This is a genomic window from Lactococcus sp. S64, assembly GCF_016516525.1.
Classification (GTDB): Bacteria; Bacillota; Bacilli; order Lactobacillales; family Streptococcaceae; genus Lactococcus; species Lactococcus lactis.
Genome location: NZ_JACVUQ010000002.1, coordinates 268,787 through 295,019, shown reverse-complemented (window position 1 = coordinate 295,019; position 26,233 = coordinate 268,787). Strand labels below are relative to the sequence as shown.

General features: G+C 31.0%; 18 protein-coding genes. 11 read left to right on the top strand and 7 right to left on the bottom strand.

All coding sequences use genetic code 11. The features are described 5' to 3' along the window. Window positions 1–374: 374 nt before the first annotated feature. The 4 genes from IAE51_RS03795 to IAE51_RS03780 form a co-directional block, all read right to left on the bottom strand. Window positions 375–1,073, bottom strand: a complete 699-nt coding sequence (locus tag IAE51_RS03795) for a TIGR00266 family protein (RefSeq protein WP_015425920.1) — start codon at window positions 1,071–1,073, stop codon at window positions 375–377. A 156-nt stretch (window positions 1,074–1,229) separates the two neighbouring features. Continuing rightward, entirely contained in the window at window positions 1,230–1,610 is a 381-nt protein-coding gene (locus tag IAE51_RS03790) for a hypothetical protein (RefSeq protein ID WP_012897301.1), read from the bottom strand. Beyond that, window positions 1,570–3,036 (bottom strand): Y-family DNA polymerase, encoded by a 1,467-nt coding sequence (locus tag IAE51_RS03785; RefSeq protein ID WP_058208586.1) that lies wholly within the window; start codon window positions 3,034–3,036, stop codon window positions 1,570–1,572. Before IAE51_RS03785 ends, IAE51_RS03790 begins: the two co-directional genes overlap by 41 nt. A 461-nt stretch (window positions 3,037–3,497) precedes the next feature. Next, window positions 3,498–4,031 carry a GNAT family N-acetyltransferase gene (locus IAE51_RS03780; RefSeq protein ID WP_021723151.1) on the bottom strand — a complete coding sequence of 178 codons (534 nt, stop codon included), beginning with the start codon at window positions 4,029–4,031 and terminating at the stop codon, window positions 3,498–3,500. Window positions 4,032–4,330: 299 nt separating this feature from the next. Between IAE51_RS03780 and IAE51_RS03775 the strand changes: the two genes are divergently transcribed. Beyond that, window positions 4,331–4,840 carry a hypothetical protein gene (locus IAE51_RS03775; protein WP_010905453.1) on the top strand — a complete coding sequence of 170 codons (510 nt, stop codon included), beginning with the start codon at window positions 4,331–4,333 and terminating at the stop codon, window positions 4,838–4,840. A gap of 52 nt (window positions 4,841–4,892) precedes the next feature. On the opposite strand, the gene IAE51_RS03770 is transcribed toward IAE51_RS03775, so the two are convergent. Continuing rightward, complete coding sequence (locus IAE51_RS03770) at window positions 4,893–5,324, bottom strand: MarR family winged helix-turn-helix transcriptional regulator (protein WP_200094785.1); 432 nt, start codon at window positions 5,322–5,324, stop codon at window positions 4,893–4,895. Window positions 5,325–5,424: 100 nt separating this feature from the next. Here IAE51_RS03770 and IAE51_RS03765 point away from each other — a divergent pair, with 100 nt between their 5' ends. The 8 genes from IAE51_RS03765 (at window position 5,425) to IAE51_RS03730 (ending at window position 20,741) form a co-directional block, all read left to right on the top strand. Further along, a complete protein-coding gene (locus IAE51_RS03765) occupies window positions 5,425–5,838 on the top strand; it encodes an Ohr family peroxiredoxin (RefSeq protein ID WP_012897305.1) in 414 nt (137 codons plus the stop codon). 1,150 nt (window positions 5,839–6,988) lie between these two features. Beyond that, window positions 6,989–11,107: a MucBP domain-containing protein gene (locus IAE51_RS03760; protein ID WP_200094783.1), complete on the top strand. Its 4,119-nt coding sequence runs from the start codon at window positions 6,989–6,991 to the stop codon at window positions 11,105–11,107. After that, window positions 11,089–11,445, top strand: coding sequence for a helix-turn-helix transcriptional regulator (locus tag IAE51_RS03755; RefSeq protein ID WP_200094781.1), 357 nt, complete (start codon window positions 11,089–11,091; stop codon window positions 11,443–11,445). The genes IAE51_RS03760 and IAE51_RS03755 overlap by 19 nt, the downstream gene beginning before the upstream one ends. A gap of 386 nt (window positions 11,446–11,831) precedes the next feature. After that, window positions 11,832–14,036, top strand: a complete 2,205-nt coding sequence (locus tag IAE51_RS03750) for a Cna B-type domain-containing protein (RefSeq protein ID WP_200094778.1) — start codon at window positions 11,832–11,834, stop codon at window positions 14,034–14,036. A gap of 567 nt (window positions 14,037–14,603) precedes the next feature. Next, the gene (locus IAE51_RS03745) at window positions 14,604–15,440 is read left to right on the top strand and encodes a GH25 family lysozyme (protein WP_233611023.1); all 837 of its coding nucleotides are present in this window, start codon (window positions 14,604–14,606) and stop codon (window positions 15,438–15,440) included. A gap of 1,456 nt (window positions 15,441–16,896) precedes the next feature. Further along, window positions 16,897–17,607, top strand: coding sequence for an EAL domain-containing protein (locus IAE51_RS03740; RefSeq protein ID WP_103054526.1), 711 nt, complete (start codon window positions 16,897–16,899; stop codon window positions 17,605–17,607). A gap of 44 nt (window positions 17,608–17,651) precedes the next feature. Then, complete coding sequence (locus tag IAE51_RS03735; protein ID WP_017864244.1) at window positions 17,652–18,707, top strand: GGDEF domain-containing protein; 1,056 nt, start codon at window positions 17,652–17,654, stop codon at window positions 18,705–18,707. 54 nt (window positions 18,708–18,761) lie between these two features. Beyond that, window positions 18,762–20,741 carry a glycosyltransferase gene (locus IAE51_RS03730; protein WP_200094776.1) on the top strand — a complete coding sequence of 660 codons (1,980 nt, stop codon included), beginning with the start codon at window positions 18,762–18,764 and terminating at the stop codon, window positions 20,739–20,741. Window positions 20,742–20,837: 96 nt separating this feature from the next. On the opposite strand, the gene IAE51_RS03725 is transcribed toward IAE51_RS03730, so the two are convergent. Both IAE51_RS03725 and IAE51_RS03720 read right to left on the bottom strand, forming a co-directional pair. Then, window positions 20,838–21,809 carry a LacI family DNA-binding transcriptional regulator gene (locus IAE51_RS03725; RefSeq protein WP_017864246.1) on the bottom strand — a complete coding sequence of 324 codons (972 nt, stop codon included), beginning with the start codon at window positions 21,807–21,809 and terminating at the stop codon, window positions 20,838–20,840. Continuing rightward, a complete protein-coding gene (locus IAE51_RS03720) occupies window positions 21,791–23,209 on the bottom strand; it encodes a sucrose-6-phosphate hydrolase (protein WP_200094774.1) in 1,419 nt (472 codons plus the stop codon). The genes IAE51_RS03725 and IAE51_RS03720 overlap by 19 nt, the downstream gene beginning before the upstream one ends. 177 nt (window positions 23,210–23,386) lie before the next feature. Between IAE51_RS03720 and IAE51_RS03715 the strand changes: the two genes are divergently transcribed. Together IAE51_RS03715 and scrK are read left to right on the top strand one after the other, a co-directional pair. Beyond that, entirely contained in the window at window positions 23,387–25,339 is a 1,953-nt protein-coding gene (locus IAE51_RS03715) for a sucrose-specific PTS transporter subunit IIBC (RefSeq protein ID WP_200094772.1), read from the top strand. Between the two features lie 12 nt (window positions 25,340–25,351). Continuing rightward, window positions 25,352–26,224 (top strand): fructokinase ScrK, encoded by an 873-nt coding sequence (scrK, locus tag IAE51_RS03710; RefSeq protein ID WP_200094769.1) that lies wholly within the window; start codon window positions 25,352–25,354, stop codon window positions 26,222–26,224. Window positions 26,225–26,233 lie beyond the last annotated feature (9 nt).

Genomic DNA, 26,233 nt, shown 5'->3' with positions numbered 1-26,233 from the left:
CCAAGAGGTTCCAAAGCTTTGGCTTTTCGGTCTCTACGAAAATCACAGTATTATTAGAAATACAAGCTTAAAATAATCAAGTGCCAGAAATTTTGTTTTTATTTATATTTTAGTTTATATAATGATATTTCAGTTCGTGGCATTTCAATAAATAAAAAGATTTGAATGTATTAGAATAACTAAAGAATGTTCAAAACCAATTTAAGATATAGAATTATTACTGAATGTTAGTGTAGCAATATACGATAGAAACTAAAATAAAATTTAGTGTGAAAATAGTGTGCAAAATTTAAAATACATAAAACAACAAGATATTATTGAAAAATAAGGAAATTTATAAAATAAAAAGCCACTAAAGTTTAGTGACTTTTTATTTATCCTTTACTTGGTATGAATGGAATGATTGACTGTGCGAGGGCTTCAACATTTCTACTTTGAATCAGGATTTTTCCCTTACCTCGAAATTTATTAACTAACCCTTCTCCTGTCTTAAAACCAAATGTTCCGGAAGCAACTTCAATTGAATAACTCAAAGATTCAGTCCATGCTAAAACATGTTGATTATCAACTACAAAATCTTCTGTTCCATCAAGATCTATTTCTACAATATCCCCGTAACCGCTGATTAACATCTTTCCGCTGCCCTGTGTTTTCATCACAAAAAGACCACCAGTTCCTCCAAATAATGCTCCATCTAATTTTTGACGTTCCATTATGTAATGGACACCACCCTCACTAACGAGGAATGCCCCTGTGTTAAGATTCCACTGTTCTTGACCGACAAGAATTTCCTTGATTGAACCAAGGCTAGCAGGAGCAAGCGAAATTTTACCATTTGCACCTATTGCGCTTGCCTTAGTAATAAAGAAACTTTCTCCACTTGTAATTGAACGACCAAGAGCTTTTAAAGCACCTCCAAGTCCTCCTTTTCCATTGCTGTTCATTTTTCCTTCAAGTTTAACAGCAGCGTTATGATAGACCATCGCTCCAGACTCAATTTGAATCTCTTCATTATTGTCAAGACTAATCTCCACTAGTGGTGCCATTGATGTTGAACTTAGTTGATATTCCATAAATCTTCTCCTTTTGAACTTATTCTTTAAACAATTATATCATGAGATGTCATCTGAATAAATATTAAAAATTATTCTTATTTATGAAATTATTGTATTCAAAGAAGCTATAGTAATAAAAAAGCATGTTTGGACATAACATGCTTTTTTCATTAATTATGAAATATTTATAATTTTTTCGATAGATATGAGGTGAATTTTATCTGTGGATTTTATTCTAACTTGATTATTGATAAATTCTGATACAAAACCAAAAACTTCAGTTATTTTATCCTTAGATTGATATTTAATTTTGACTTGTACTTGATTAGTAAATGACTGGTTGAGAAGATGAAGTATAATGTGATGTGATAAAGGTTGTAAGATTTTATCACTATTTTGCTCTTTAACAAATGCATTTTGGGCCTCGGTCAACTCTCCGGTCGCAAATGATCCCCATTTCATCATTCCTCTATCCTGATATGCTCGAATGACTTCATAGGAACTATAAGAACGGTCAACTGACATCTTTATCCTCCTTATTTTGACTTGCTGCATGACCTCCAATAAGTTTATTTCGATAAATCACACGTGAACCTTCGGATAAACTACTTGCTTTTTGAATGGATAGAAAATCGAATTTTTCTCTGATTTCGTCAATGGCTTTTTGAAGGGATTCCTGCTTTTCGTTGGATTGATTTTCTTCAACAGTTTCAAATAAAGAAAGTTGTTTGACCGAATTATCAGAGAGTTGATTGCCACTTATTCCTATTTGCCTTACTGCTCCACCTTGATATTTTTCACGAAATAAACGAATTGCGAGGTCTTGCAGTTCCTTTGTATTTTGTGTTGCTTCAATATTGCGTGAAATTTTAATAGAAGAGTGTTCAGAGCTTGCTGCAGCACCCACATAAAGTGAAAGATTGCTTGCCATTCTTCCTCCCTTTCTTAGCCTTATCGCTAAGTTTTCAGCCATTTCTTTAATCACAAGTTCTATTTCTTTTTGTTTATGGTAGTCACGAGGTAGAATTTGAGAATTGCTGAAGCTAGAAGATTTAGGAATATATTTTTCCCTTACATTACTTTCATCAATTCCATTTGCATGGAAAAAATGTTGGAGTCCAATTGTGCCTAATTTTTGTTTAAGGAGAAGAGGGTCAGCATTTGCAAGCTCTTTAATAGAACTGATTCCTAACTTGTTCAAACGTTTCTCAGTTCGTTTTCCAATTCCCCAGAAGTCAGTCATCTTAGGAAGAGTCCAGAGTTTACTAGGCACATCTTCATACCGTATTAATGCTCTCATATTCTGATTATGTTTGGCATAGTTATCCATGGCAAGTTTTGCAAGTAGAGGATTATCACCCATCCCTACAGTTACATAAAGCCCTAACTTATCCAAAATCTCACGTTGTAAATCTAAAGCAATCAGATTCATTTGCTCATATCGGTTTCTAATATCAGGATAGAAGAAGTTAAGAGATTCTGTGATATCTAAAAATGATTCATCAATTGAGTAAGAGTGAATTTCTTCAATTGATGTGTAATTGGTTAGAATTTCAGTAACTTTGATTTTATAATCTACATAGAGCTGCATTTGAGGCGGAACAAGCCATGTTCGTTTTGCCCAAGATTCGATGAAAGCGACATACTGCAAAGTTGGTTCAGCCCGTTGTCCGTAAATATCCGTATGTGTTCGATACCATTGTGGGAAATTGAATTTCCTTGTTTCAATAATAAAGGGTAAATCACTGGCACGACTTATGTTTTTCATTCCAAAGACTTTTTTAAAAGTAGGACTAGAGGCAAGCGTTAAACCTTTAGTGTTATCTGCACGACTCATGACGCAAAGAGAAGTTGTCAAAGGGTTAAGATTTCGTTGAACGCACTCAATAGAAGCGTAATTTGATTTGACATCTTCAAAAAGGATAGCTCTGCGAGGTTCAAGTGAGTAGTCAAAAAAGTTATTTAATTTATGTTTATCCATTTCTCCCCTTCAGTAACATATTTAATACAAAAAATCCGTTTATCTGATATTATACTCTAAAAAAAACCATTAATCAATAAATAATATCAGAAAAAATAGTAAAAAGGTGTTGAGGAAAATACCTCAGTTTATTCCTTCCCACCAAAAAAAGAGTTTATTTTCTGCTACAGTTAGATTTAGAGAAGGGCAAAGATGTTGTGTATTTGATTCATTATTTAAAAATATTTAAGAATAATTGATGTAAGTTTTAGGAAAAATTACAATTTTTAAGAAAAATATTTAATCAGTTCAAATATGCAAATATTACTAGTCCTCTTAGTAGCAATGAATTAAAGAAACCAAAATAAAATTTAATGGGTAGAATTTAAAATAAATTAAAAAATATTGTTAAAAAAAGAAAATTTATAAAATAAAAAACCACTAAAAAAAATAGTGGTTTTTACTTATTTTTATATTTTTAATTATTTAAGACAAAATTCATAAAATACGCAATCGTCCCATCCTTTGTTATCAAAGCTCTTGAGATTGGTTCTTCCGCGAAATACAAATTGATGTTTTTCATAAAGTTTCTGTGCAGGTGTATTTTTAAAATTAGTATCTAATCTAATAGTTACCATACTATTACTTTTGCCAAAATCTTTAATAAAGTTGATCATGGCACTTGCAATTCCTTGATTTAATTTTTTAGGATCTATAATTAAAGTATGGATTACCAATATTTGATTAGGATCAAGCTCTGGAGTGCTCCAGGTAATATTTTCATACTCTTTATCTGATTGATTATTTAGAATCACAGTTCCTGAAACAATATCATTTGAATCATAACAAACAAAGAGCTGAGATAAGTCAATTGCTTTTAGAGCTGTATCAATTGAGGGATAAATATTTTTTATCCAACTCGTTTGTTTTTCATCAATCAATGGTAAAGAATTATCATAGAATTTAGCAACTGCGGGTTTATCTTGCTCTGTAGCAAGGCGTACAAAGTATTTCATCTTATATTCTCCTATTTTGAGGTTGGAAAATTATAGCATAAAAAAGCATGAATGTAAACCTTTTCTTTGTTTTTATCTGGGATTTTCGTATATGTTATCAAAGTGGTATAATGCATATTTTATATGTTATGCATTTCGTGTTGTTCTTAAGTATTGTTTAACAAACATTTAAGGGGTATAGTTTTTTTGTATAACTAAAAAAGTCAGTTTTTTCCATAATTGGTATTGTTTTGATGTAATGTATATGGTACAATGCTCTTTGTGTGTGTAATTTGAAAAAAATAAAGGAAAAAATAAAAATGAAAATAAAAAAAATTATCATAGCAGCCACCACTTTTGCAATAGTTTTTAGTACGTGTATTGGTATTAAATCATTAGCGGATAATTATTGGACTGGACATGGAGAAATTCAGACAATTAACAACAATATTGATACACTATCAAATCGGGTTAAAAGTAAAAATCAAGTAATTTCTGATTTAAATCAGACCATAGCAAACTTAAAAAGTTCAGTTGATTCACAAAGTTCACAAGTCAATTCTTTGCAAACTCAATTAACGCAAGCTAATGTTGACAAACAAAATGAAATTAATGCAAAGATAAATGAAATCAATACAAAAATTGCAGAAGGAAATCAAAAAGTAGCTGATAAACAAAAAGAGGTTGATACAGCAAACCAAACAATTTCTCAATTAAACCAACAACTTAATGATTTAAGGCAAAAGTCTGGGCAGGACAATGATCAAGCATTGCGAGAAGTTCAAGATACTCGAGCAAAATCTGATCAGGCTGTAAAAGATGCACAATAAATAAAAAAACCTGACTTAGGTCAGGTTTTTTTATATAAATAAGCATAAATATTTAAATTTCTGTTTTCAAACTTTTATTTAAAGTAAGTAATTGCGAGAGAAGTAAGTCATAATTAATATTCTCGTTGCAAGAAACTAAACTGTCACCAATTTCAATAGAGATAGAAGGTAATTCCTTTTTAACTTGTGCTCCCTTATCTGTGAGAAATAACTCAACACTTCTTTCATCTTTATCAGAACGTTTTCTTATAATGTATCCTTTTGCTTCCAATCTTTTTAGCAGAGGGCTTAATGTACCAGAATCTAAAGAGAGTTCATCGCCTAATTTATTTATTGTCATCTTGTTTTCAATTGCTAACATAGCGATAAATCCAGTATAAGTAAGCGAATATCTATTTAAATAAGAATTATATTTTTTTATGATTTCCTTTGAAGCAATGTATAATTGAAAACATAATTCCTTGCTAAGAATATTGTCTGTCATATTTTCTCCTATCATTTCATTATATCTGAATCTATATATTTGTCAAACGTAATTGTATTTAGTACAATTATATTGTAAACAATTTAAAAAGGAGATTTCAATGAAAAAAATATTTTCTACAAAAATGATAAATACTGGCGGTCGAAATGGCGAAGTCCATTCTCCAGATAAAAGTTTTAATTTAGATATTGTTGCACCAGGCAGAAAGGTTGAAGGAGCAACAAATCCAGAGCAATTATTTGCTGCAGGATATAGCGCTTGTTTTAATAGTGCTTTAGACTATATTAAGAAATCAAAAAATATAGAGGGTGAATCAACTATTGAAGTTACAGTTTCTCTCTATAATTTAAGTCAAAATGAAATTCCAGATGTAGTATTAGGAGTTGATATTACAGGACATATCGAAGGAGTGGGTACTGAAGAAACAGAAGAACTCTTGAAACTAACACATAAAACTTGCCCATATTCTCGCGCTACTCAAGGTAATATTGAAGTAACGATAAAGGCTATCTAAAAGATTATTCTAAAATCAGTTTTCCAAAATTAAACTTTTTACTAAGTTTAGGGAGCGCAAAACTCTTATTATTTTTTGTTTTGATAATATATTGAAAATAAAAGATAACGATAGTTAATGCAGAATTTAAAATACAAAAATCAGCGAGGATCTTATTAAAAATTTAAAAAGTAAAAAAGTCAATAAAAAAAATATTGGTTTTTTTATTTTAAAAAATTCCAGAATAGGTGTTTTCATCTCGAGTGCAATAAAAAATAAGAAAATAGATAAAAGGATCTTATTACTAAGAAATTATAAAGATATACATTAAATGAAGTAACATTTCCAACCTTTGATGGATTAATAAAACAGAGAGAAGGGTTAAAATATAAATGAAATATGATATAATTTAAGTTGTGTTTTAATTTGACCTCGTAGAGTAAAAATTAGAGAAATCGAGAAAGTTTATGAAGTAATCTTTAGGGATTTTGAAGTACAGAACTTTTGATATCAATGGTTTAGAAGCTAAAAAATAAAAGGAAAAGTAATGGCGCAATTATATTTCAAATATGGGAATATTGATGGCTGCCTTTGTAGCAATGCATTATAGAAGTTAATATAAAATTTAGTGGGCAAATAGTGGGCAGAATTTAAAATACATAAAATAACAAGATATTATTGAAGAATATAGAAAACATATAAAATAAAAAGTCACTAAACATTAGTGACTTTTTATTTTATGAGTTTTAATATTAAGCAAACGCGTTGAATGTTATTTCAAATATGGGAATATTCATGGCTGCCTTTGTAACAGTATATTATAAAAATTAAAATAAAATTTACCGAATAAATCGATACTAGAAAAGCTCTTAATAATTTTTTATTTTATTAGAAATGAATAGAAGGGTATAGTCAGAAAAATTATAGTTTTTGTGAAAATACTGTTTGAATATATGTTACTTTGTTTATTATACGTTACAAATCAGTAAAAGTCAACCTGTTTTGCTTTACTAAAAAAATATAAATCAGGTTAAAAGAATCTTAGATAAATGATATTGGAATAATAAATAGAAGTGAATCAAATTATATCACTTTTTTTTTGTAATTACTCTATTTGGTGATACATGTTTCACAAAAACTATAATTTTTCGTAAAGAAAAGGAATGAAAAAATGAAGAGAAGAGAAGAAACTCGAGGATTTAGAACATGGAAATCAGGAAAAAAATGGCTAACCATAGGCGCAGTAACTCTTACAGTTTTGTTTGGTCCTTCCAATTTGATTGGTTCTGCTGATGTAATTAGCTCCTCATTTACAAATTCTCCGGAAAGTTCGACAAGTGGAGAAAGTGCTAATGCAGTAGAGAATAGTGATTTACAAGATAGCTCAAGTATAAATACTACACAACAAGACATTCCTAATGATCAATCTTCTAAAGTTATTGATAGTCCCCAAGCACCAGCTGTACCAAAAATATCGGGATTAACTTTGGATATGGATGTTAATACTCCAAGTTCAGATAATACAGTTAAATATACATTAACTCCTGATGGGGGAGGATGGCCAAATAATGCTTCTAATGCGAAACAATTTTCTGTTTCGGCTACAGTTTCTATCGGAGATACGATTAAGATTACGGTCCCAAAAGGTATAACTGTTCAAACTTATGACATTCCAAGTGGAGCAAGTGTTAATAAAACTATTGTAAATGGAGCTGCTGAACTTACTTATACATTTTCAACGTCAGGAGTAAAATCTTTTAGCGTCTCCTATTTTTTATCTGATCAAGGGGATAACAATCAGTTTGCTCCTGGAGATACAACTCTACCTATTACAATTGAAGGAGGAACAACAACTGTTACTGGTTCTATTGTGGTTACGAACCCCATAACAAGTACTGCTACTGTTAGAACACATAATACAGCTGTGTCTAATAATATATATACAGCCGATGGGAACTCAGTTTATAATTTTGTAATGGGAGTAAAAACGGAACCTGATTTTACTGCTGCGAGTACAGGAATTACACAAGCTAACCATGCTAAAATGTCAGGTGTGATCCATGTTCCATCAGGTTTTGTATTGGTTGGTGGAAGTCTAGCAAATTATCAAGATACAAATGAAAATGTTCCAACTGATGGCACTGCTATCCCAGCAATTCCAGCAGGTCTTTCACAACCAGGTGGTGCAGGTTCAGATATCATTGTATCTAATGTTGTTGGTGGGGGATACGGAGTTGATCAGACATCTTACAATGAAGCATATATGTATTTATATGGATATTTTGCAACAGGAACTGCTTCAGGAACATATCATTTTACTCCTGATTTAACCCTAACTCCTCAATACTATGATGGTACTATTGGAAATATTCCTGTATCAACTGGAAGTTTGGCTGATATTACTATCGGAGCAGCAAATCCAGGTACTATGACTCCCATGTTTGGAGGTGTTTTAGAAGGTTATGATAAAGCTTCAATTGACCCTGAGCATGAAGGCTTTTATTCTAAAACAATTAGTAATAATACAGGAGTAAAAGGTTTTGTTACAGGAAAGACGTCAGATACGAGCATAAATAGTTCAATTGCTACTCCAAACTTATCAGTTAATTTTCTTGATGATACAGTCAATCAAACGAATATACTAAAAGATTATAAATTTACTTTGCCTCAAAAATGGTGTGGTAATTTAACAGATGTATCTATTGCGACTGCTCCCAACGGTTCCGTAACAACATCGGGTAATTTGAATAATATAGGTCCTTTTACAATTGTATTGGACAATGGTTCAAGTTACAATGTATCTACAATATCTTCTAATGATGCAACAATAACTACAGCATTAAATGGGGGGGCACATATTGTTAGCATTGCAGGTCAAGCCAATATATTAGCTGGTAATAATATTGAAGTAAGGCTTCTTAATGCTGTTATTGAAGATGGTACATATAATAATGGAGAGCAAGTTCCTATAACATTAGATGTACACAGTGTGACGACAGATAAAAATATGTCCGTTACGGGCCATTTAAAATTCTTTGAGAGCAGTGTAAGTTCGTCCTCACAATTCAGTATAAAAAACACTTTGGATTACAATATATCTGGTACGTATACACAAGGTCAAACTTTTACCACAGGGGCTAAGTGGACGCTGCTTAATAAAGAAACTACAATGGATAGTAATCCAGATGGGAAAATTATAATACCAGGTAGTGCAACAACAGGATCTACAGCTGATGTAAGGCTTCCAACAATTATTGTTAGCAGTGTTGATCAAGGTCTAATTGATTTGGATCAAAGTAAGATTAACCAATGGGGGTGGACTTATAAAGGAACCAAATATTATCCAGTTATAACAGACTTAGGGCTAGATACAGTAACAGGCGAACATTTAACAAAACTTGATTTCTCTAAATATACCGTAACGATTCCTGCAGATACAAATCCAGCAGCAGCATTCTTTTATCCAGAAGCACTCCCATGGAAAGTAAGTGATGTTGCTGCTCCAGCGACAGGAACTACAAACCAATGGATTACACAATTAACAGATAATAACAAAGATGATCTTCACCCGGTTTATGGTGGAAAAGTTTATGAAGGTTCAAAAGGAATGAAATGGACCATAACCGCACCCTCATCAATTAGTAATACTGTTGGACTTGCAGGTAGTAAAACAGGAGATTCTACTTATTACACAGAAGCGACCGGTATGGCAGGATTTGATAGAGGACTGAAATCAGAAAATAATGATGATAATAATTCTGGAAAAGTAATGCTTTCAGTAACTAATGGTTCAAAAAGTGAATATACAAATGCCCAAACTCTCGCTGTACTTCCTAATACTGAAGAGGGTGATTCATTTACGATGGAATTAACTGGACCCGTTACAAATCTGTCGGGAACTGGTGCACAAGTCGTCTATTCGACAAAGAATTATTCGCTTCCAAGTGATAATTCAGACACTTCGATTGATTTGACATCAAGTGATTGGTTAAATGAAGATCAAATTACAGATTGGTCAACCATACGAGCTGTTGCTATAAAAGCAGATAAGTTGGAATCACAGATAGTCATTTCTGGATACTTACCTGTTCAAGTGTTAAAAATTGAGAATACAAAAATCGGAGATACCGCAAGGATCCAAAGTTATTCCTACGCAAAAGGAAAAGCATCTGGATCTGATCTGAGTAGTAATACGCCAATGAAAGCTCAAATTTATGGTATTCCTCAAATCACGGCACATTATGAGGAAACTCTGGATGGGTCTACTTCTAATGGCACTGTATTAGCTTCAGAAGAAAAAATTACTGGGAAAGATACTAATGGTTCAGATTCTGTAGACGAGAGTTATACTTCTACAGAGAAATCTATTGGTGGTTATACTTACTCAGGATTAGCAGTTGGTTCTGCCCCCGTTTCTGGCATTCTATCAGATGATACTGCCGATATCACATATTTGTATATGAAGAATTCAGTAAAAGCAGCGGATGTGACAGCGAAGTATGTTGATACAGAAGGTAACAAGATTTCAGATGATGTTGTGAAATCAGGAAACATTGGAGAGAACTACAGTACAGAGCAAAAAGACATTTCCGATTATACTTTCAAAGAAGTTCAAGGGAATGCGACGGGGCAATTTACAGATAAAGCTCAAACAGTCACTTACGTTTATACGAGGAATCCAGTAAAAGCAGCGGATGTGACAGCGAAGTACATTGATATAGAAGGTAACAAGATTTCAGATGATGTTGTGAAATCTGGTAATGTTGGTGATGATTACAGCACAGAGCAAAAAGATATTTTCGGTTATACTTTCAAAGAAGTTCAAGGGAATGTGACGGGGCAATTTACAGATAAAGTTCAAACAGTCACTTACATCTATACGAAGAATCCAGTAAAAGCAGCAGATGTGACAGCGAAGTACGTTGATACAGAAGGTAACAAGATTTCAGGTGATGTTGTGAAATCTGGTAATGTTGGTGATGACTACAGTACAGAGCAAAAGGACATTTCCGGTTATACTTTCAAAGAAGTTCAAGGAAATTCGACTGGTCAATTTACAGACAAAGCTCAAACAGTAACTTATGTTTATACGAAGATTAAAAATTCAACATCAGGTAATACTATAGCTAGGACTACTTCCTCTAGTCAATCTAATTCAAAAGCAAAATATTTAACTTTACCTCAAACGGGGGATGAAGAGAAGGTAACTTTGTTTACTCTGGTTTTAGGATCTATGATGCTTGGAATTGCTGTGGTTTTAGGAGAAAAAAAATGGAAGAAGAAAAAATAAGCATAAAAACAAATATCTTCTGGGAACGACTTACAGAACTAATAAAAATGAGTGGGAAATCAATGAATTGTATTGAGAGAGAACTTAACTATTCTAGAAACGCCCTTCATAATTATAAGCAAGGAACGGAACCCTCTGGTAGTAGATTGTTAGAATTAGCAGATTATTTCAACGTTTTACCTGAGTATTTAATAGGAAAATCAGAAAAGCGAAATTCTATTGTTTCAAAAATTATTTTTGAAGATTTAAGTAATAAAGAAAAATATAGGCTGTTTAAGACTAGTCAAAAATGGATGGAACAAAACTGGATTGAAGTGACTCAATTAAAAAAAAGCTAAAAATACTATCTGAGTGGCAGAATTTAAAATACAAAAATCAACAAGATATTAGTAAAAAAAATATTAAAATAAAAAATTACTGGCAATAACAACTGGTGAATTTTTATTTTGCAACTTAAAATGCTTAATATATAAAGTTGGAAGTTTAATAACAATTTTTATGATGTGATTTCTGCATGTAATGATATTTCTTTTTTAGTGAGATGTATGTAATGTATAATTGGTTACGAAATTGTTCTCGAAATAGGCTGATGGTCCTTTATTAAAGCGTTTAACGATTTAGGATGAGCGTAAATAAGCAAATGTTTGATTATTAATGTATATTTCATTATAATTATATTTGTGACGTGTATGTTTTGCGATACAGATTATTAGGAGGATAAAATATGAGAGTTAAATTTTTGAAAAAAATAGCAATGATATTTGGAACCTTACTCATTGTTTTAAATCAAAGTAGTAATGCCATTGCCCTTACAAGCTCAAAATTGCAAGGTGACGATCCTGGGGTGACTATTCAGTCTCCAGATAGTATTAATTCTCAAGGATTAGTAGATCTTAATGTTACTTTATCAGCTTCTGCCGGAAACCTAAAAGAAAATGGAACAGTAGAAGTTAAAATACCTAAAAATATAGTAGCTGATCCAACACAGTTGAGATCTATGATTAAAATGACAGATCCATTTTATTTGGATAATCCAGCTTATTCTGATGATGGAAGTGGAAATTATATTTTAAATGTGAAGTATGATGCGTCTAAAATCAATCAGAATGAGGCTGTAGGTTATACATTTACTGTGGAATTTAAAGCACCTTACTTTACCGACAATACAAAAGTTCCTGAAAATATTGATTTTAATACTAATCTAAATATTGCAGGAAATACTGTTAGTACGGCGATGGATAATTCCAAAACAATTCCATCAACAACAGGAAATCCAGCATTTGTAAAGTATAGTGGTTCCGATTCAATTAATAATAATGGTGTTAAGCAGTACATTATGTCACCAACGGATTCACAATTGAATAATTTTGTGGTCGTGTTTAATTATAACCACCAAACTTATGAAGATGCAACAATTACAGATACTTTACCAAATGGTTTAAGTTTAGCAGATACTTATCCTATTCCAGTATTTAATGGAGCACCTGGGAATCCAGCACGTGTGAATCATCTTTATATTTATAGAGTAACTGTTGATGACACAGGTAAAGTTACAAATCCTCAATTAGTAACGGATTCTTTTGCAAGTGAGATCCAAGCAACATCTAAAGGCTTCTCACTTCATTTAGGGAAAGTTGAATCAAATGAATCTTATGCCATTACTTATGGTGGATCAGTAAATTCGGGATATAATGTGGATAATTTTGGAACACAGTATAATCATGCTACTTTATCTAATAATGGGGTACAAATGTATGAGAGGGAAGTTCCTCTCATTATGCAAGATCTAACCCCTTCCGCAACAGGTTTAACAAAAAAAGTAAGCCAATCAGAATTAGCAACAAATAGTGCTAGCTTAGTATATACTTTGACATTAAGTAATTATAAAGGGGCACTTAAAGCAGGAACGGTTGTCTCTGACCCTTTACCAAATTATGTTTCTTATGACTCAACAGTTCAAAATGATGGATTTAGTGATGCAACATATAATAAAGATACGAACACTATTAGTTATACTCTTTTAAATGATTTGCCTCAAGGAGAGAGTAAAGAAATTCAAGTTAAAGTTAACTTTATTAATAAGTCAGCACATATTGGTGATAAAATAATAAATAAGGCTAGCTATACTTATGCAGGTTCAACAATTTATAGTAATGACGCCGTAACGATACTTTCAGGTTCAGCAATCTTACAAAAATTAGACAGCAAAACTGATGCTCCTCTTGCCGGAGCTGTATTCAAGGTCATTGATAACCAAGGAAATATGGTTGTCGATAATCTAGTGACTGGTTCTGATGGCAAAGTTAACTCAGGATTGTTAGCACCTGGTGAATATTCATTTGTAGAAACTAAGGCACCTGAAGGCTACGTTTTGGATAGTACACCTAATAAATTTACTGTAACTAGTAATCAGGAGACACAAGTTGATTTGACAATGTATAATACTCAATCAATAACGATATCTGGTACAAAGACGTGGATTGATGATAATGATTCTAAAAAATTACGTCCTAAAACCATAACGATAGAGTTGTATAGAGATGATCAAAAGTTTGCCTCTACAAAAATTGGTGCCGTAGATAGTTGGAAGTATTCTTTTTCGAATCTTCCTAAATATGATAAAAATGGTAAAGAATTCATATATACAGTAAAAGAAGTCCCAGTTAAAAACTATACTAGTGAACAAAAAGGATTTGACTTTGTAAACACATTGAACGCAACTACTACACCGTCCACAACGCCGCCAAGTTCAAAATCATTGTCAATACCAGCAGCTTCATCAAACTCACTGGATACAACTACTACACTTCCAAAAACAGGAGATACAATGTTAAATTCTTTTATTGGAGTATTCTTGGGAAGTTTATTAATCATGGGTACAACTGCTTTACTAGCTCTAAAATATAGAAGAGGCAAAATTGAGAAATGATAGTAGATAAATATTTACTGTTATTGAGCTTCAGAAAGTAATCATATTATTGTAGTAGAGCTAAAGTAAAAAGCATAAAATAAAGAGCCACTAAATTATTAGTGACTCTTTATTTTATACTTTTTAATTATATACATCATGCCTTTGTAGCAATGCATTATAGAAACTAAAATAAAACTTAGTGGGCAGAATTTAAAATACATAAATTAATAAGATATTTTTTTACAGGCTATAAGGTGCTAGAAATTGGACACTTTATGGACACAAATTTTATAAAATAAAAGGCTACTATTTAATAATTAGCAGTCTTTTATTTTATAAATTTATCATTATATGTACGTCAATATATAGTGATTTTTTATTTTTCAGCCATAGTTAGAAAAGTTAAAGTAATTATGGAGCAATAATATTATCGATTTATTTTTTTGATTATTTTAAAATTAGTTTATTAGATTATTATTATAATATTATAATCAAAAAGACATATGATTATAATAGTTGTTTTTATAAATAATGATATAATCTATTTTAGAAAGAGATTTCTAAATATGCCTAAGGAGTTTTTGAATGAAAAAAATAGTTACACTAACCGTTGGTACTACAATGTTATGTGGTTTATTATTGAGTAGTGGTGTGGGCAGTATAAATGCCGACAAAATTGATTATAAGAGTTCTCATAGTTTATTAATCAAAGGAACTAATAATCACTCAATGGGAGAACTTATAAAAAAAGATACAAGTCCGAGAATTAATGAATCTTCAGGGATTTCAGCGGCAGAAACAGGACGACCATCTAAGGACTTTATTGATATTTCAAGTAATAATGGTGAGATTACTAAAGAAGAATTTCAGATTATGAAAAATAAATATGGTATTAAAGGGGTTATTGTTAAATTAACGGAGGGAAATGTTTATAAAAATCCTGAGGCACCAAAACAGATTGCTAATGCTAAAGCAGCAGGCTTGAAAGTTAGTGTTTATCATTTCAGTTGGTTTGATAGTACTCAAGGAGCTATTGAGGAAGCACAATATTTCCTAGATTATGCTAAAGAACTAAATTTAGATGGAGATACTTCATTTGTTAATGACTATGAGAAAGTGGATGCTCCACTTGAGTCAAATCCAACATCAAATTCATTGAAGTTTGCGGAAGTTTTAAAATCTGGGGGGTATAAAAATGTATATCATTACTCATCTAAAAACTGGTTCTCATCTGTACTAGATATGAAAAAATTAGGAGCGGAAAACTGCTGGATTGCTGAATGGCCAATGAATCCTACGGAAGACAATCTTCTTAATACTAGCAACGCAGCTTGGCAATGGGCTAATGATCTTTACTTTCCTGAACTTGGGGATAACAGACAGTTTGATATTAGCACTGACTATCTTAATGCTTTTACTTGATTTTATAAAAAACTGCTAGGCTTTATAACTAGTAGTTTTTTTATAAAATCATGCTCATGAATTTGGATATATACCTGATAGCCAATATAAGATTAAAGCTCCTTTTGAAGTACCCAATGAAAATTTCATGATAAAACCATTATTGGAAAATGCATTAAAAAATGTAACTGGGACCATCAAATATTCGGATGCTTTTGAATAACAGTGAATTTTCTTAATAATTAATTGAAGAATTGTGCAAAAAAACTGAAGAAATTTCTTCAGTTTTTTATTTTGAGAAGCGGTTATGAGATAGTATTTTATACATAAGTAGTAAAAGTAAAGTTATATTTTAAGTCTAATATATAATGTGCTTTACATGATATATAGTAGTTTATTTATTGTTATATCTAGCATATTTAAATATAAAAACACCTACATATTGTATAATGAGAAGCAGTTTTTTGGGGTAGTTTTAGTTCATAAAGTTAATATTTAAAACATATAACCTATTAGTGTCATTTGAATATTTTTGAGGCTAAGAAAGTAGAAGAGGGGATTATTTAGGTCGTTCTCAAAGTTAAATACAGGCTTTATAAGGGTCTCAAAGTGTTTCCTATAGTAAGGTTCTTAAATTGAAAAATAAAATGGGGCAAATTGGGGGGATTTCAAGTCAAGAGTATTCAAATATGTAACTAAAAAACATTATTTTTTTGAATTAGTATTTTTGATACACATATAAAGTGCATTTTAACCTAGAATTAAAAGATGTATCATTGATAAAAATAAAATGAACCAAAGAACTAACCAAAGCAAAACTATACAGCATCTACTTTATCAGAAACCTACTGTAAATTTACAGTAGGTTTTTGTAGTTGAAAATATTAAATCAAATCTAAATATAAATATAAATCTTAGATGGATAAATATTTATTTTTCAACTATTTTTTTCAATCAATAGCGTACAAACTATTTTATTTTATATCCTATATTTTAAGATTGGAAAAATGTAGCGAAAGAAAGCTTAAAAGTAAACTCTATCTTTTATTATAAAAAATAGCCAGGAAAAATTTTTACAATTATAATATCAACAAAAAGTTTTCATTGTGGTATAGACTTTGCTTTTTAATATTTTTATGGATTCATAAAGATAAAATGTTAAATAAATTTTAATCAAGAGAGTAAATTGTAGGAATTTTTTGAAATATAAGTTAGTAGAAGCCAAAAATATAAACTAATAATAAATAAAATTATTTAAATTGACCAAAAATTTATTATATTATAAAAAATAAATAATTTAAAAATTGGTATAATACAGATAAAGGCTTTTAAAGTACATAGTTACAGTATCTATTTTTATAGTTGTAAAGTAATTTTACAATTTATATTTTAATTGAAAATAACAATTATAATAATGAGCAGAAGTTACTTAAATATTCATCCCAATGTAAAAGAAAAGATATAGGAGAATGTGTAGATGCAAGACTATAATGATTTATTTTATCTTATTTATCAACCAATAGTAAATATTAAAAATAATGGAACATTAGAAATTTTAGAATATGAGGTTCTACTTCGATCTCAGGATAAAAGGCGTTTTCCAAATAAGAAATTTAATGAAATTTTATATTCACCTGAAAAACACCAAATGTTTATGGAGTGGTATTTTGAAAAACTTAATGATATCTTAGTTAGAAATAAAAATATTAATTTGGCTATAAACATTCATCCTTTACAATGGAAGGAAACTATAATTTTTGATTTTTTTTATAAGTTAAAAGAGTTTTCAAATAGAATAAAAATTGAGTTAACTGAACATAGAAATTTTATAGAATTTGATCTTGATACGGTATTCAAATCAAGATATGCTGAATTAGTTATGCTTGGATATAATTTTGTAATTGATGATGTCGGGAATGGAACAAATGATATAGACTTTGTCATCAAACATATAGAACAAGTTTCTAGTATAAAATTTTCCATATTGCCTTTTCGAGATATAAAAAAAGAAACTTTAATATTATTTATTGAAGCATGGTTTCATTTGGCGAAAGAATTTGATAAGGAATTTGTGGTTGAAGGTATTGAGTGTAAAATATTTTCCTCATGCTTATTAAATATGGGGATAAGACTACAACAGGGATTTCTATTTGGTGAAGGTAAAAGTCATGTTGCTTCAAGTAAATAAAAAGATTTTTTTAATTTTGTATTTATAAATTTAGGGAGTGTTGAATGTTTATTAGTATTTTAGCAAATATGAGCATTTTATTAGTTTCTCTTTATGGTTACTTAAGCTATTATGTGAATTATAACAAGTTTCATTCTTTTTTGAAAGACAAGGGAACTTTTTTTAATTCAATTTTTGTAACTATTGTAGGGATTTTTTTATTGTACTTTGCAATTGAAATTGGTGGTGCTAGATATGATTTAAGATTTCTTTTATTAGCATTTACTGTTAAATATTTTGGAAATAAAGTTACTATAACGAGCACTCTATTATTAATGGTTATAAGATTATTTTGGGGCATAGATAATCATACACCTATTGCTATTTGTTATAGTGTACTATTGGTATTTACCTTACCCATGCTAAAATATATTGTGAGTAAAATTAATAGTGATATTATTCAACTCTTAATTTTGAATTACTACTGTTTATTAATTGGGAATTTTTTGAATGCTATAATTATTAAAAATCCACTTAGGGACATAAATATTTATCTGCACTTATATGTCATAAGTACGATATTGGTATTTGTCCTTTATTATATGATAAACGATATAAAAAAGATGCAGAAGAAGGCTACTCATGATTACCTAACAAAAATGAAAAATAGAAGTGAATTTCAAGCTAAACTAGAAGTATTACAGAAAAAGAAAAAAATTTTTTCTTTAGCTATTTTGGATATTGATTATTTTAAAGTATTTAATGACTCATTTAATCATTTAGTTGGTGATTTAGTCTTATTAGAAGTGAGCAAAGTTTTATTATCTTTTGAGGGAAATAAAATAAATTGCTACCGTATAGGAGGGGAAGAATTTTCACTCGTCTTTGAAGAAATAAATTTTGTAGAGGTTGAAAATAAATTAGAAAAAATTAGATTAGCAGTTCAAAAAATAAACATCGATGAAATGCTATTGGATGGAGAAGTAAGAGGTATTACTGTTTCCATAGGAGTATCCCATATAAAGACATTCTCAAATATTGAAAATTACATTTCAAGTGCGGATGACGCTTTATATAAAGCTAAGGAAAATGGAAGAAATCAATTAGTGGTAGGTAAGTAATTTTATTATTACTATTAAATCTAGTCAATTTATTTAAAGAGTAAAGGAAAAGCTTTGGAAAATCATTTGTTTTTTATTATAACTTCAATTTTTATTTTATTTATTATTTATTTTTTATCTAAAAAATATTTTATTTTTAAAAATATATTAATCAGCTTATACATTATAACTATGACAATATATATTGTTTGGAGAATTCTTTATACGTTACCTCATGGTTCTGCTATAAGTGTTTTACTAGGATTATCACTTTTAATAGCTGAGATAGGTTCTTTTGTTTTATCAATCACATTTTACTTTTTATTTTGGAAAAAAAATACAAAAGAAGATAAGGAATTAGTAGAACTTCACCCCAACTATCCCACAGTAGATATATTTATTGCAACATATAATGAGTCTAGCTCAATATTAAAAAGAACAATCATCGCTTCAAAGAAGGTTAGATATCCTGATTTAAGAAAAGTTGAGATATACGTTCTGGATGATGGAGATAGGGAAGAAATTGCACTCATTGCTAAAGAGCTGAATGTTAAATATATTAGACGAGATAACAATGAAAATGCAAAAGCTGGAAATTTGAATAATGCTTTAAAGGAAACCAAAGGAGATTTAGTAGTTACATTGGATGCTGATATGGTGCCCAGGGTGGACTTTTTAGAGAAGACGGTAGGATATTTCGAAGATTCAAAAATGGGATTTATTCAAGCACCTCAAACATTCTTTAATAATGATCCTTATCAATTCAATTTTTTTTCTGAAAAAAATCTAAATAATGATCAAGACTTTTTCATGCGTCGTATAGAAAATCAAAAAGATATATATAACTCAGTTATGTATATTGGATCCAATGCTGTTTTTAGAAGAGCAGCTCTCGAAAGCATTGGAGGTTTTTCTACAGGTGTAATAACAGAAGATTTAGCCACCGGAATGTTTATCCAAGCAAAAGGCTGGAAAACTAGATTTGTTAATAAGAATTTGGCAAGTGGTTTAGCTCCTGAAAACTTTTCAGATTTAATTAAGCAGAGAGATCGTTGGTCAAGAGGAAATATTCAAGTAGCAAGAAAGTGGTTGCCGTTAAAAATTAAAGGGTTAAATAAAGTTCAAAAGTTGCTGTATATGGATGGCATTCATTATTGGTTTTCGGGAATATATAAAATGATCTTTATGCTGGCACCTTTATGGTTTGTTCTTTTTGGATTTTACAGTTTGAATGCTAGATTCAGTGGTATATTAACTTTTTGGTTACCATCCTTTATAGCATCTCAGCTTGCATTTAATAGAGTTAGTCAAGGAACTCAAAGTATTTTATTAACAAATATTTATGAAACTGTTATGGCTCCTTTCATCAGTTACTCTGTAATTAGTGATGCAGTTTTAAAAAGTAAAAAAGGATTTACAGTTACTAATAAAGGCTATAATACTAATAAAAAATATTATAACTGGCGCTTATCTTTACCACTTTTGATATTACTCTTTTTTTCTATTATTGCACTATGTAAATCAATATTTGTAATTTTTAACATATTACCATTTGAATCTGGAAAAGATGCGATATATATAAATGCATTTTGGTTATTATATAATGTTTTCATTTTAATTTTTGCGGTTTTAGTTCCGTTTGAAAGACCTCGATTTAGAAGATCAGAAAGATTTCTAAGCTCTAAAGAAGCTCAACTTTTGGATAAAGAGAGTCATTTAATTATAGATTGCAAAGTGATGGACTGGAATGAATTAGGTGCTGGTATAACAATAGAGTGTAATAATAAAATAGAACTAAAGGAAGAGCAAAAGATTATTCTTTCCGTAAATGGCTATGAATTAGAGAGTGTTATCAGGCGAATTATACCAAAAAAAGGCGGAACAAACATAGGGTTAATTTTTACTTCATTAAATTACGAACAATATGCTTATTTAATTACTCAAACATATGCAGTAGCGTCAAGTGAATTACCTATTCGAGAAGAGAAGGGTAACAATATTGGAAAGTTACTATTCGATATTTTCAAAGGCCATTTCATATTAAAAAAGAAATAGTATGTATAATGTTGACATAAAAAAATAGAAAAGTATATAAAATAAAAGGCACTGCAGAATTAAAGCAGTGTCTTTTTGAAGAAGTAAAATATATTTTTAATCTATACCATAATGTAGCTGAACAGGAAGTTGATATGTAATGTCAATGTTATCTCCATCAATTTTTCGTATGATTAAATCAACTAAGAGTTCCGCTAAATCATTTATTGGTTGCTTTATCGTTGTTAGGTTAGGATAGTAGTTTTCTATAAATTCAGTTCCATCAAAACCTACCACATTAAGTGATTTTTTTAAATTTGAGGCGAGATCTTTTACTAATATAGCTGTTAAATCATCTGTACAAAATACACCATCAAAATCGTTGTTTTCTAGTATTTTTTTGATCTCAACTTTTTTGCGAAGAAGAGTCCATTGAGAAGGAATTTTTATTATATGAGGCTTTAATTGATTTCTTTCTAGCTCAAGCAGATATCCATCACGCCTTAAATATGTAGGAGAATTGGTATTATCGTTCCCAGTAAATATGGCGATTTTTTTACTTCCAGAGTTAATCAAAGCTTTAGTAGCTAGGATTCCTCCCTCAAAATTATCAGAGCTAACAACAGTCGTTTCAGGGGTTAATAAACGGTCAAAAGCAACAATAGGTGCTTCAATTGCTATATAATCATGTGCTTTTAAATTATGACTCCCATAAATAATTCCATCAACTTGGTTAGAAAGTAATAAGGCAAGATAGTCTCGCTCTTTTTGTTCATCATGTTCTGTTGTTGCTAACATAGCTTTGTAACCTCGTTTGAAAAGAGCTTGCTCAATTTTTTCAATCAATTCTGCATAAAAAATATTTTTTATAGTTGGAAATACTAGCCCAATTAATTTTAAAGACTTTCCTTGCAAAGAACGTGCGGCTGCGTTTGGAATATAATGCAAGTCTTGCATTGCTTTTTCTACTTTTGATATTGTTGCGTCACTCAAATATCCTTTACGATTTATAACACGCGAAACTGTCGTTACACTAACCCCAGCTTTATTTGCAACATCTTCAAGTTTAATCACTTTTTTAGCTCCCATAATTTTATTTTTATCGGATTTTGACTTCTAATCGAATACTGATTCTTATTTGGAAATACACGACCTGATAATACTTTTTCACCATCATTAATAAAAATTTCAAAAATTGATTGATCAATAAATACATTCATTTTTTCTATTTTAACATGTGCCAAACGTTTTTCATAATTTCTTATAAGTGTAATAGTATTATTTTCTTTATCTATCTCAACTTTAAGTGCACTATCCCCTTTTTCATTTGTCATTAAAGATAGAAGTGTAGAGGTTTGCTGACGAAAATCGACCTCAAGTTCATAAGAGTTAGATGTAATAATGTTATTATCTGCTAGTAAGAGATCTTGTTCCTTTTGTCTTAATTCTTTCATTTTTTCAACTGGATATTGATACAATTTGTTGTCTTTTATTGAAAGCTTCTTAACCATGGACAAGACACCTTGAACATTGTATTTATCAGTGGGATATGATGTCTCAGGTAAACCTAGCCATGAAATGGCATAAGCAGAGCCATCAGGTGCATTAAATGACTGCGTAGCATAACAGTCAAAACCTTCATCCAAATTAATTAGTTGTCCTGCATTTTTTAGCTGATTTTTTGAACCAGTAGTAAAGTCATCCGCAATAACATACATATTAGGATATATATTATCATATTTAACAATCGATTTATCTAGTCCTTGTGGACAAAAAACTAATACTGTTCTACCATTGACAAATATAAGGTTCGGACATTCAATCATATAACCCATTTTTTCTTTTGAAAAATCTAAGTTTCCCAAATCTTTCCAATCAGTTAAATTATTTTCTATTGCTTTATAAAGTTTGATTATACCATTTTTTTGAGAGCTTTGAGCACCAATTAAGCAATAAATTTGTTCTTGAAATGAAAAAATTTGCGGATCTCGAAAATGGTCGGTTGTTTGAGAAAAATCAGGAAAAATTAGTGGTTCAGTGAATTTGACTAACTGATTATTTTTGTCAACTTTTGCTCCGAGTTGATATGGAGTTCTAACCCAATCTTTGCCTCTGTGATTACCCGTATATATTAAAAATAAGGAGTTTTCAAAAGGTAAAGCGGACCCAGAATAAGCTCCTGCATTATCATATTTTGTATCTGGATAAAGGACTAGCCCTGTTTTCTCAAAGTGGACGAGATCATCTGAGACCATATGTACCCATGATTTTAAACCATGTACTGGCCCAAAAGGGAAATGTTGGTAGAACAAATGCCATTTTCCATTGAAATAAGAGAATCCATTTGGATCATTAAGAAGTCCAGTTTCTGGTTCAATATGAAAATTTGATTTCCAAGGAGATTTTAGTGCCAGTTTGCGTAAACTCTGTAAATCATTTTCAGAATAACTATCGTAGGTACGATATCGTTGTTTGGTAGACCATTTCATTTTATTTCCTCATTTACTAAATTATATATATTTATGATAAACGTTTTTTATAAAAAAATCAATATAAATAAGCACGTAAAAATAAAAAAATAAAAAATGTGGCAAGCGCTTGACATATATCAGAAAAATGATAAAATAACTTCTGTAAGCGAAATCATTTTATTTGAGGAGAAAATTATGAATCATAAGCAGGTAGCTGAACGCATTTTAAATGCAGTTGGGCGTGATAACATTCAAGGAGCTGCACATTGTGCGACACGACTACGTTTAGTCTTAAAAGATACTGGCGTTATTGATCAAGAGGCTCTAGATAATGACCCAGATCTTAAGGGTACTTTTGAAGCAGCTGGTCAATATCAAATTATTGTAGGGCCAGGTGATGTTAACACTGTATACGAAGAATTTATTAAACTTACAGGAATAAGTGAGGCATCAACTGCAGATCTCAAAGAGATTGCAGGAAGTCAAAAAAAACAAAATCCAGTAATGGCACTTGTAAAGCTGCTTTCTGATATTTTTGTTCCTTTGATACCAGCTCTTGTAGCTGGTGGTCTGTTAATGGCTCTTAATAATGCGCTAACAGCTGAACATCTTTTCGCGACGAAATCGCTTGTTGAAATGTTTCCGATGTGGAAAGGATTTGCTGATATTGTTAATACTATGAGTGCCGCACCATTTACCTTTATGCCAATTTTAATAGGTTATTCTGCCACAAAAAGATTTGGCGGAAATCCATATTTAGGTGCTGTTGTAGGTATGATTATGGTGATGCCTGGACTTATTAATGGATATAATGTTGCTGAAGCAATCTCTAATCATACAATGACTTATTGGGATATTTTTGGTTTTAAAGTTGCTCAGGCTGGATATCAAGGACAAGTTCTTCCTGTAATTGGAGTGGCTTTTATCCTTGCTAAACTTGAGAGATTCTTTCATAAATACCTTAACGATGCTATAGACTTCACATTTACTCCATTGCTTTCAGTCATCATAACGGGATTTCTCACATTTACTATTGTGGGACCAGCACTTCGCTTTGTATCAAACGGCTTAACAGATGGTTTGGTTGGACTTTATAACACATTGGGAGCGCTAGGAATGCTTGTGTTTGGAGGCTTCTACTCCGCAATAGTAGTAACTGGATTACATCAGAGTTTTCCGGCCATTGAAACAATGTTAATCACAAACTATCAACACAGTGGTATTGGTGGAGACTTTATTTTTCCAGTCGCTGCCTGCGCAAATATGGCTCAAGCTGGTGCAACTTTTGCAATTTTATTTGTTACTAAAAACATTAAGACAAAAGCTCTCGCAGCTCCAGCTGGCGTATCTGCTATCCTAGGTATTACTGAACCTGCGTTATTTGGGATTAATCTAAAACTAAAATATCCGTTCTTTATTGCTCTTGGGGCTTCAGCAATTGGTTCATTATTTATGGGATTATTCCATGTCCTTGCGGTTAGTCTGGGATCCGCAGGATTAATTGGCTTTATCTCTATTAAAGCTGGGTATAACTTGCAATTTATGATTTCGATATTTATTAGCTTTCTTATTGCTTTTGTTGTTACCTCAATCTATGGTCGTCGGATGGAAACTAAATCTATTACGAAAGAAAAAAATAAACAGAATGCAACAACTCAATACCAACCGGAGAAAGTTATTATCGATCCAGTTAAAAGTGACGAACTCCTTGCCCCAATAAATGGATTTGTGATTCCTCTGTCTGATGTAAGTGACCCTGTTTTCTCAAAAGAAATTATGGGAAAAGGTATTGCAATCAAGCCTAATTCTGGAGAACTTTTCTCACCAGCCGACGGAGAAGTTATTATTGCTTATGAAACAGGTCACGCTTACGGTATAAAAACAAAAAATGGAGGTGAAGTTCTTTTACATATTGGAATAGATACTGTTTCAATGAATGGTAATGGATTCATACAAAATGTTAAAGTTGGCCAGAAAGTAAAAGCAGGGGATTTACTAGGATCTTTTGATAAAGAAGAAATCAAGAAGAGTGGATTCGATGATACTGTGATTATTGTTATTACCAATTCAGCAAGTTACAATGAGATTTTACCATTGAGTGAAAATGTTGATATCAAAGTTGGAGAAAAAATTCTATTATTGAACTAGAGGGAGCGAACTATGTCCGTATACTATGGATCAATTGAGGCTGGTGGCACAAAATTTGTACTGGCTATTGCAGATGAACATTTTAATATTATAAAAAAATTTAAATTTGCTACTACTACGCCCCAAGAAACTATAAGTAAGACGATTAAATATTTTAAAGAAAATCGAGTTTCTGCCATTGGTTTAGGATCATTTGGACCTATTGATCTAAACCTTTCAAGTGAAACGTATGGTTACATCACTTCGACGCCAAAAGTTGGTTGGAAAAATATAAATTTAGTTGGGCAATTAAAAGAAGCACTTGATATTCCAATATATTTTACTACTGATGTAAACGCCTCTGCCTATGGTGAAATGAAAAATACAGGAATAAAAAATCTTGTTTATTTAACAATTGGTACAGGTATTGGAGGAGCAGCAATTCAAAATGGATATTTTATTGGTGGCATTGGGCATTCGGAAATGGGTCACCAGAGAATAAATCGTCATAAAGATGATCTTACTTTTGAGGGAATCTGTCCCTTCCATGGTGATTGTCTTGAAGGAGTTGCGGCGGGCCCGAGTCTTAAAGCAAGAACAGGAATACTTGGGGAAAAAATTCCTTCAGATGATTCTATATGGGATATCTTAAGCTATTATATTGCTCAAGCGGCTATTAATGCAACATTGACATTAGCTCCCGAGTGTATAATTTTGGGAGGTGGAGTAATGGAAAAATCAAATATGATATCACTTACACAAAAACATTTCATTTCTATGCTTAATAATTATATAGATTTACCTTGTTCTGTAGAAAAGTATATTCGCTTACCAACTGTCAAAGAAAATGGTTCGGCAACATTAGGAAATTTTTATCTAGCATATTCTTTATTTACAAAAAAATAAAATGGTAGT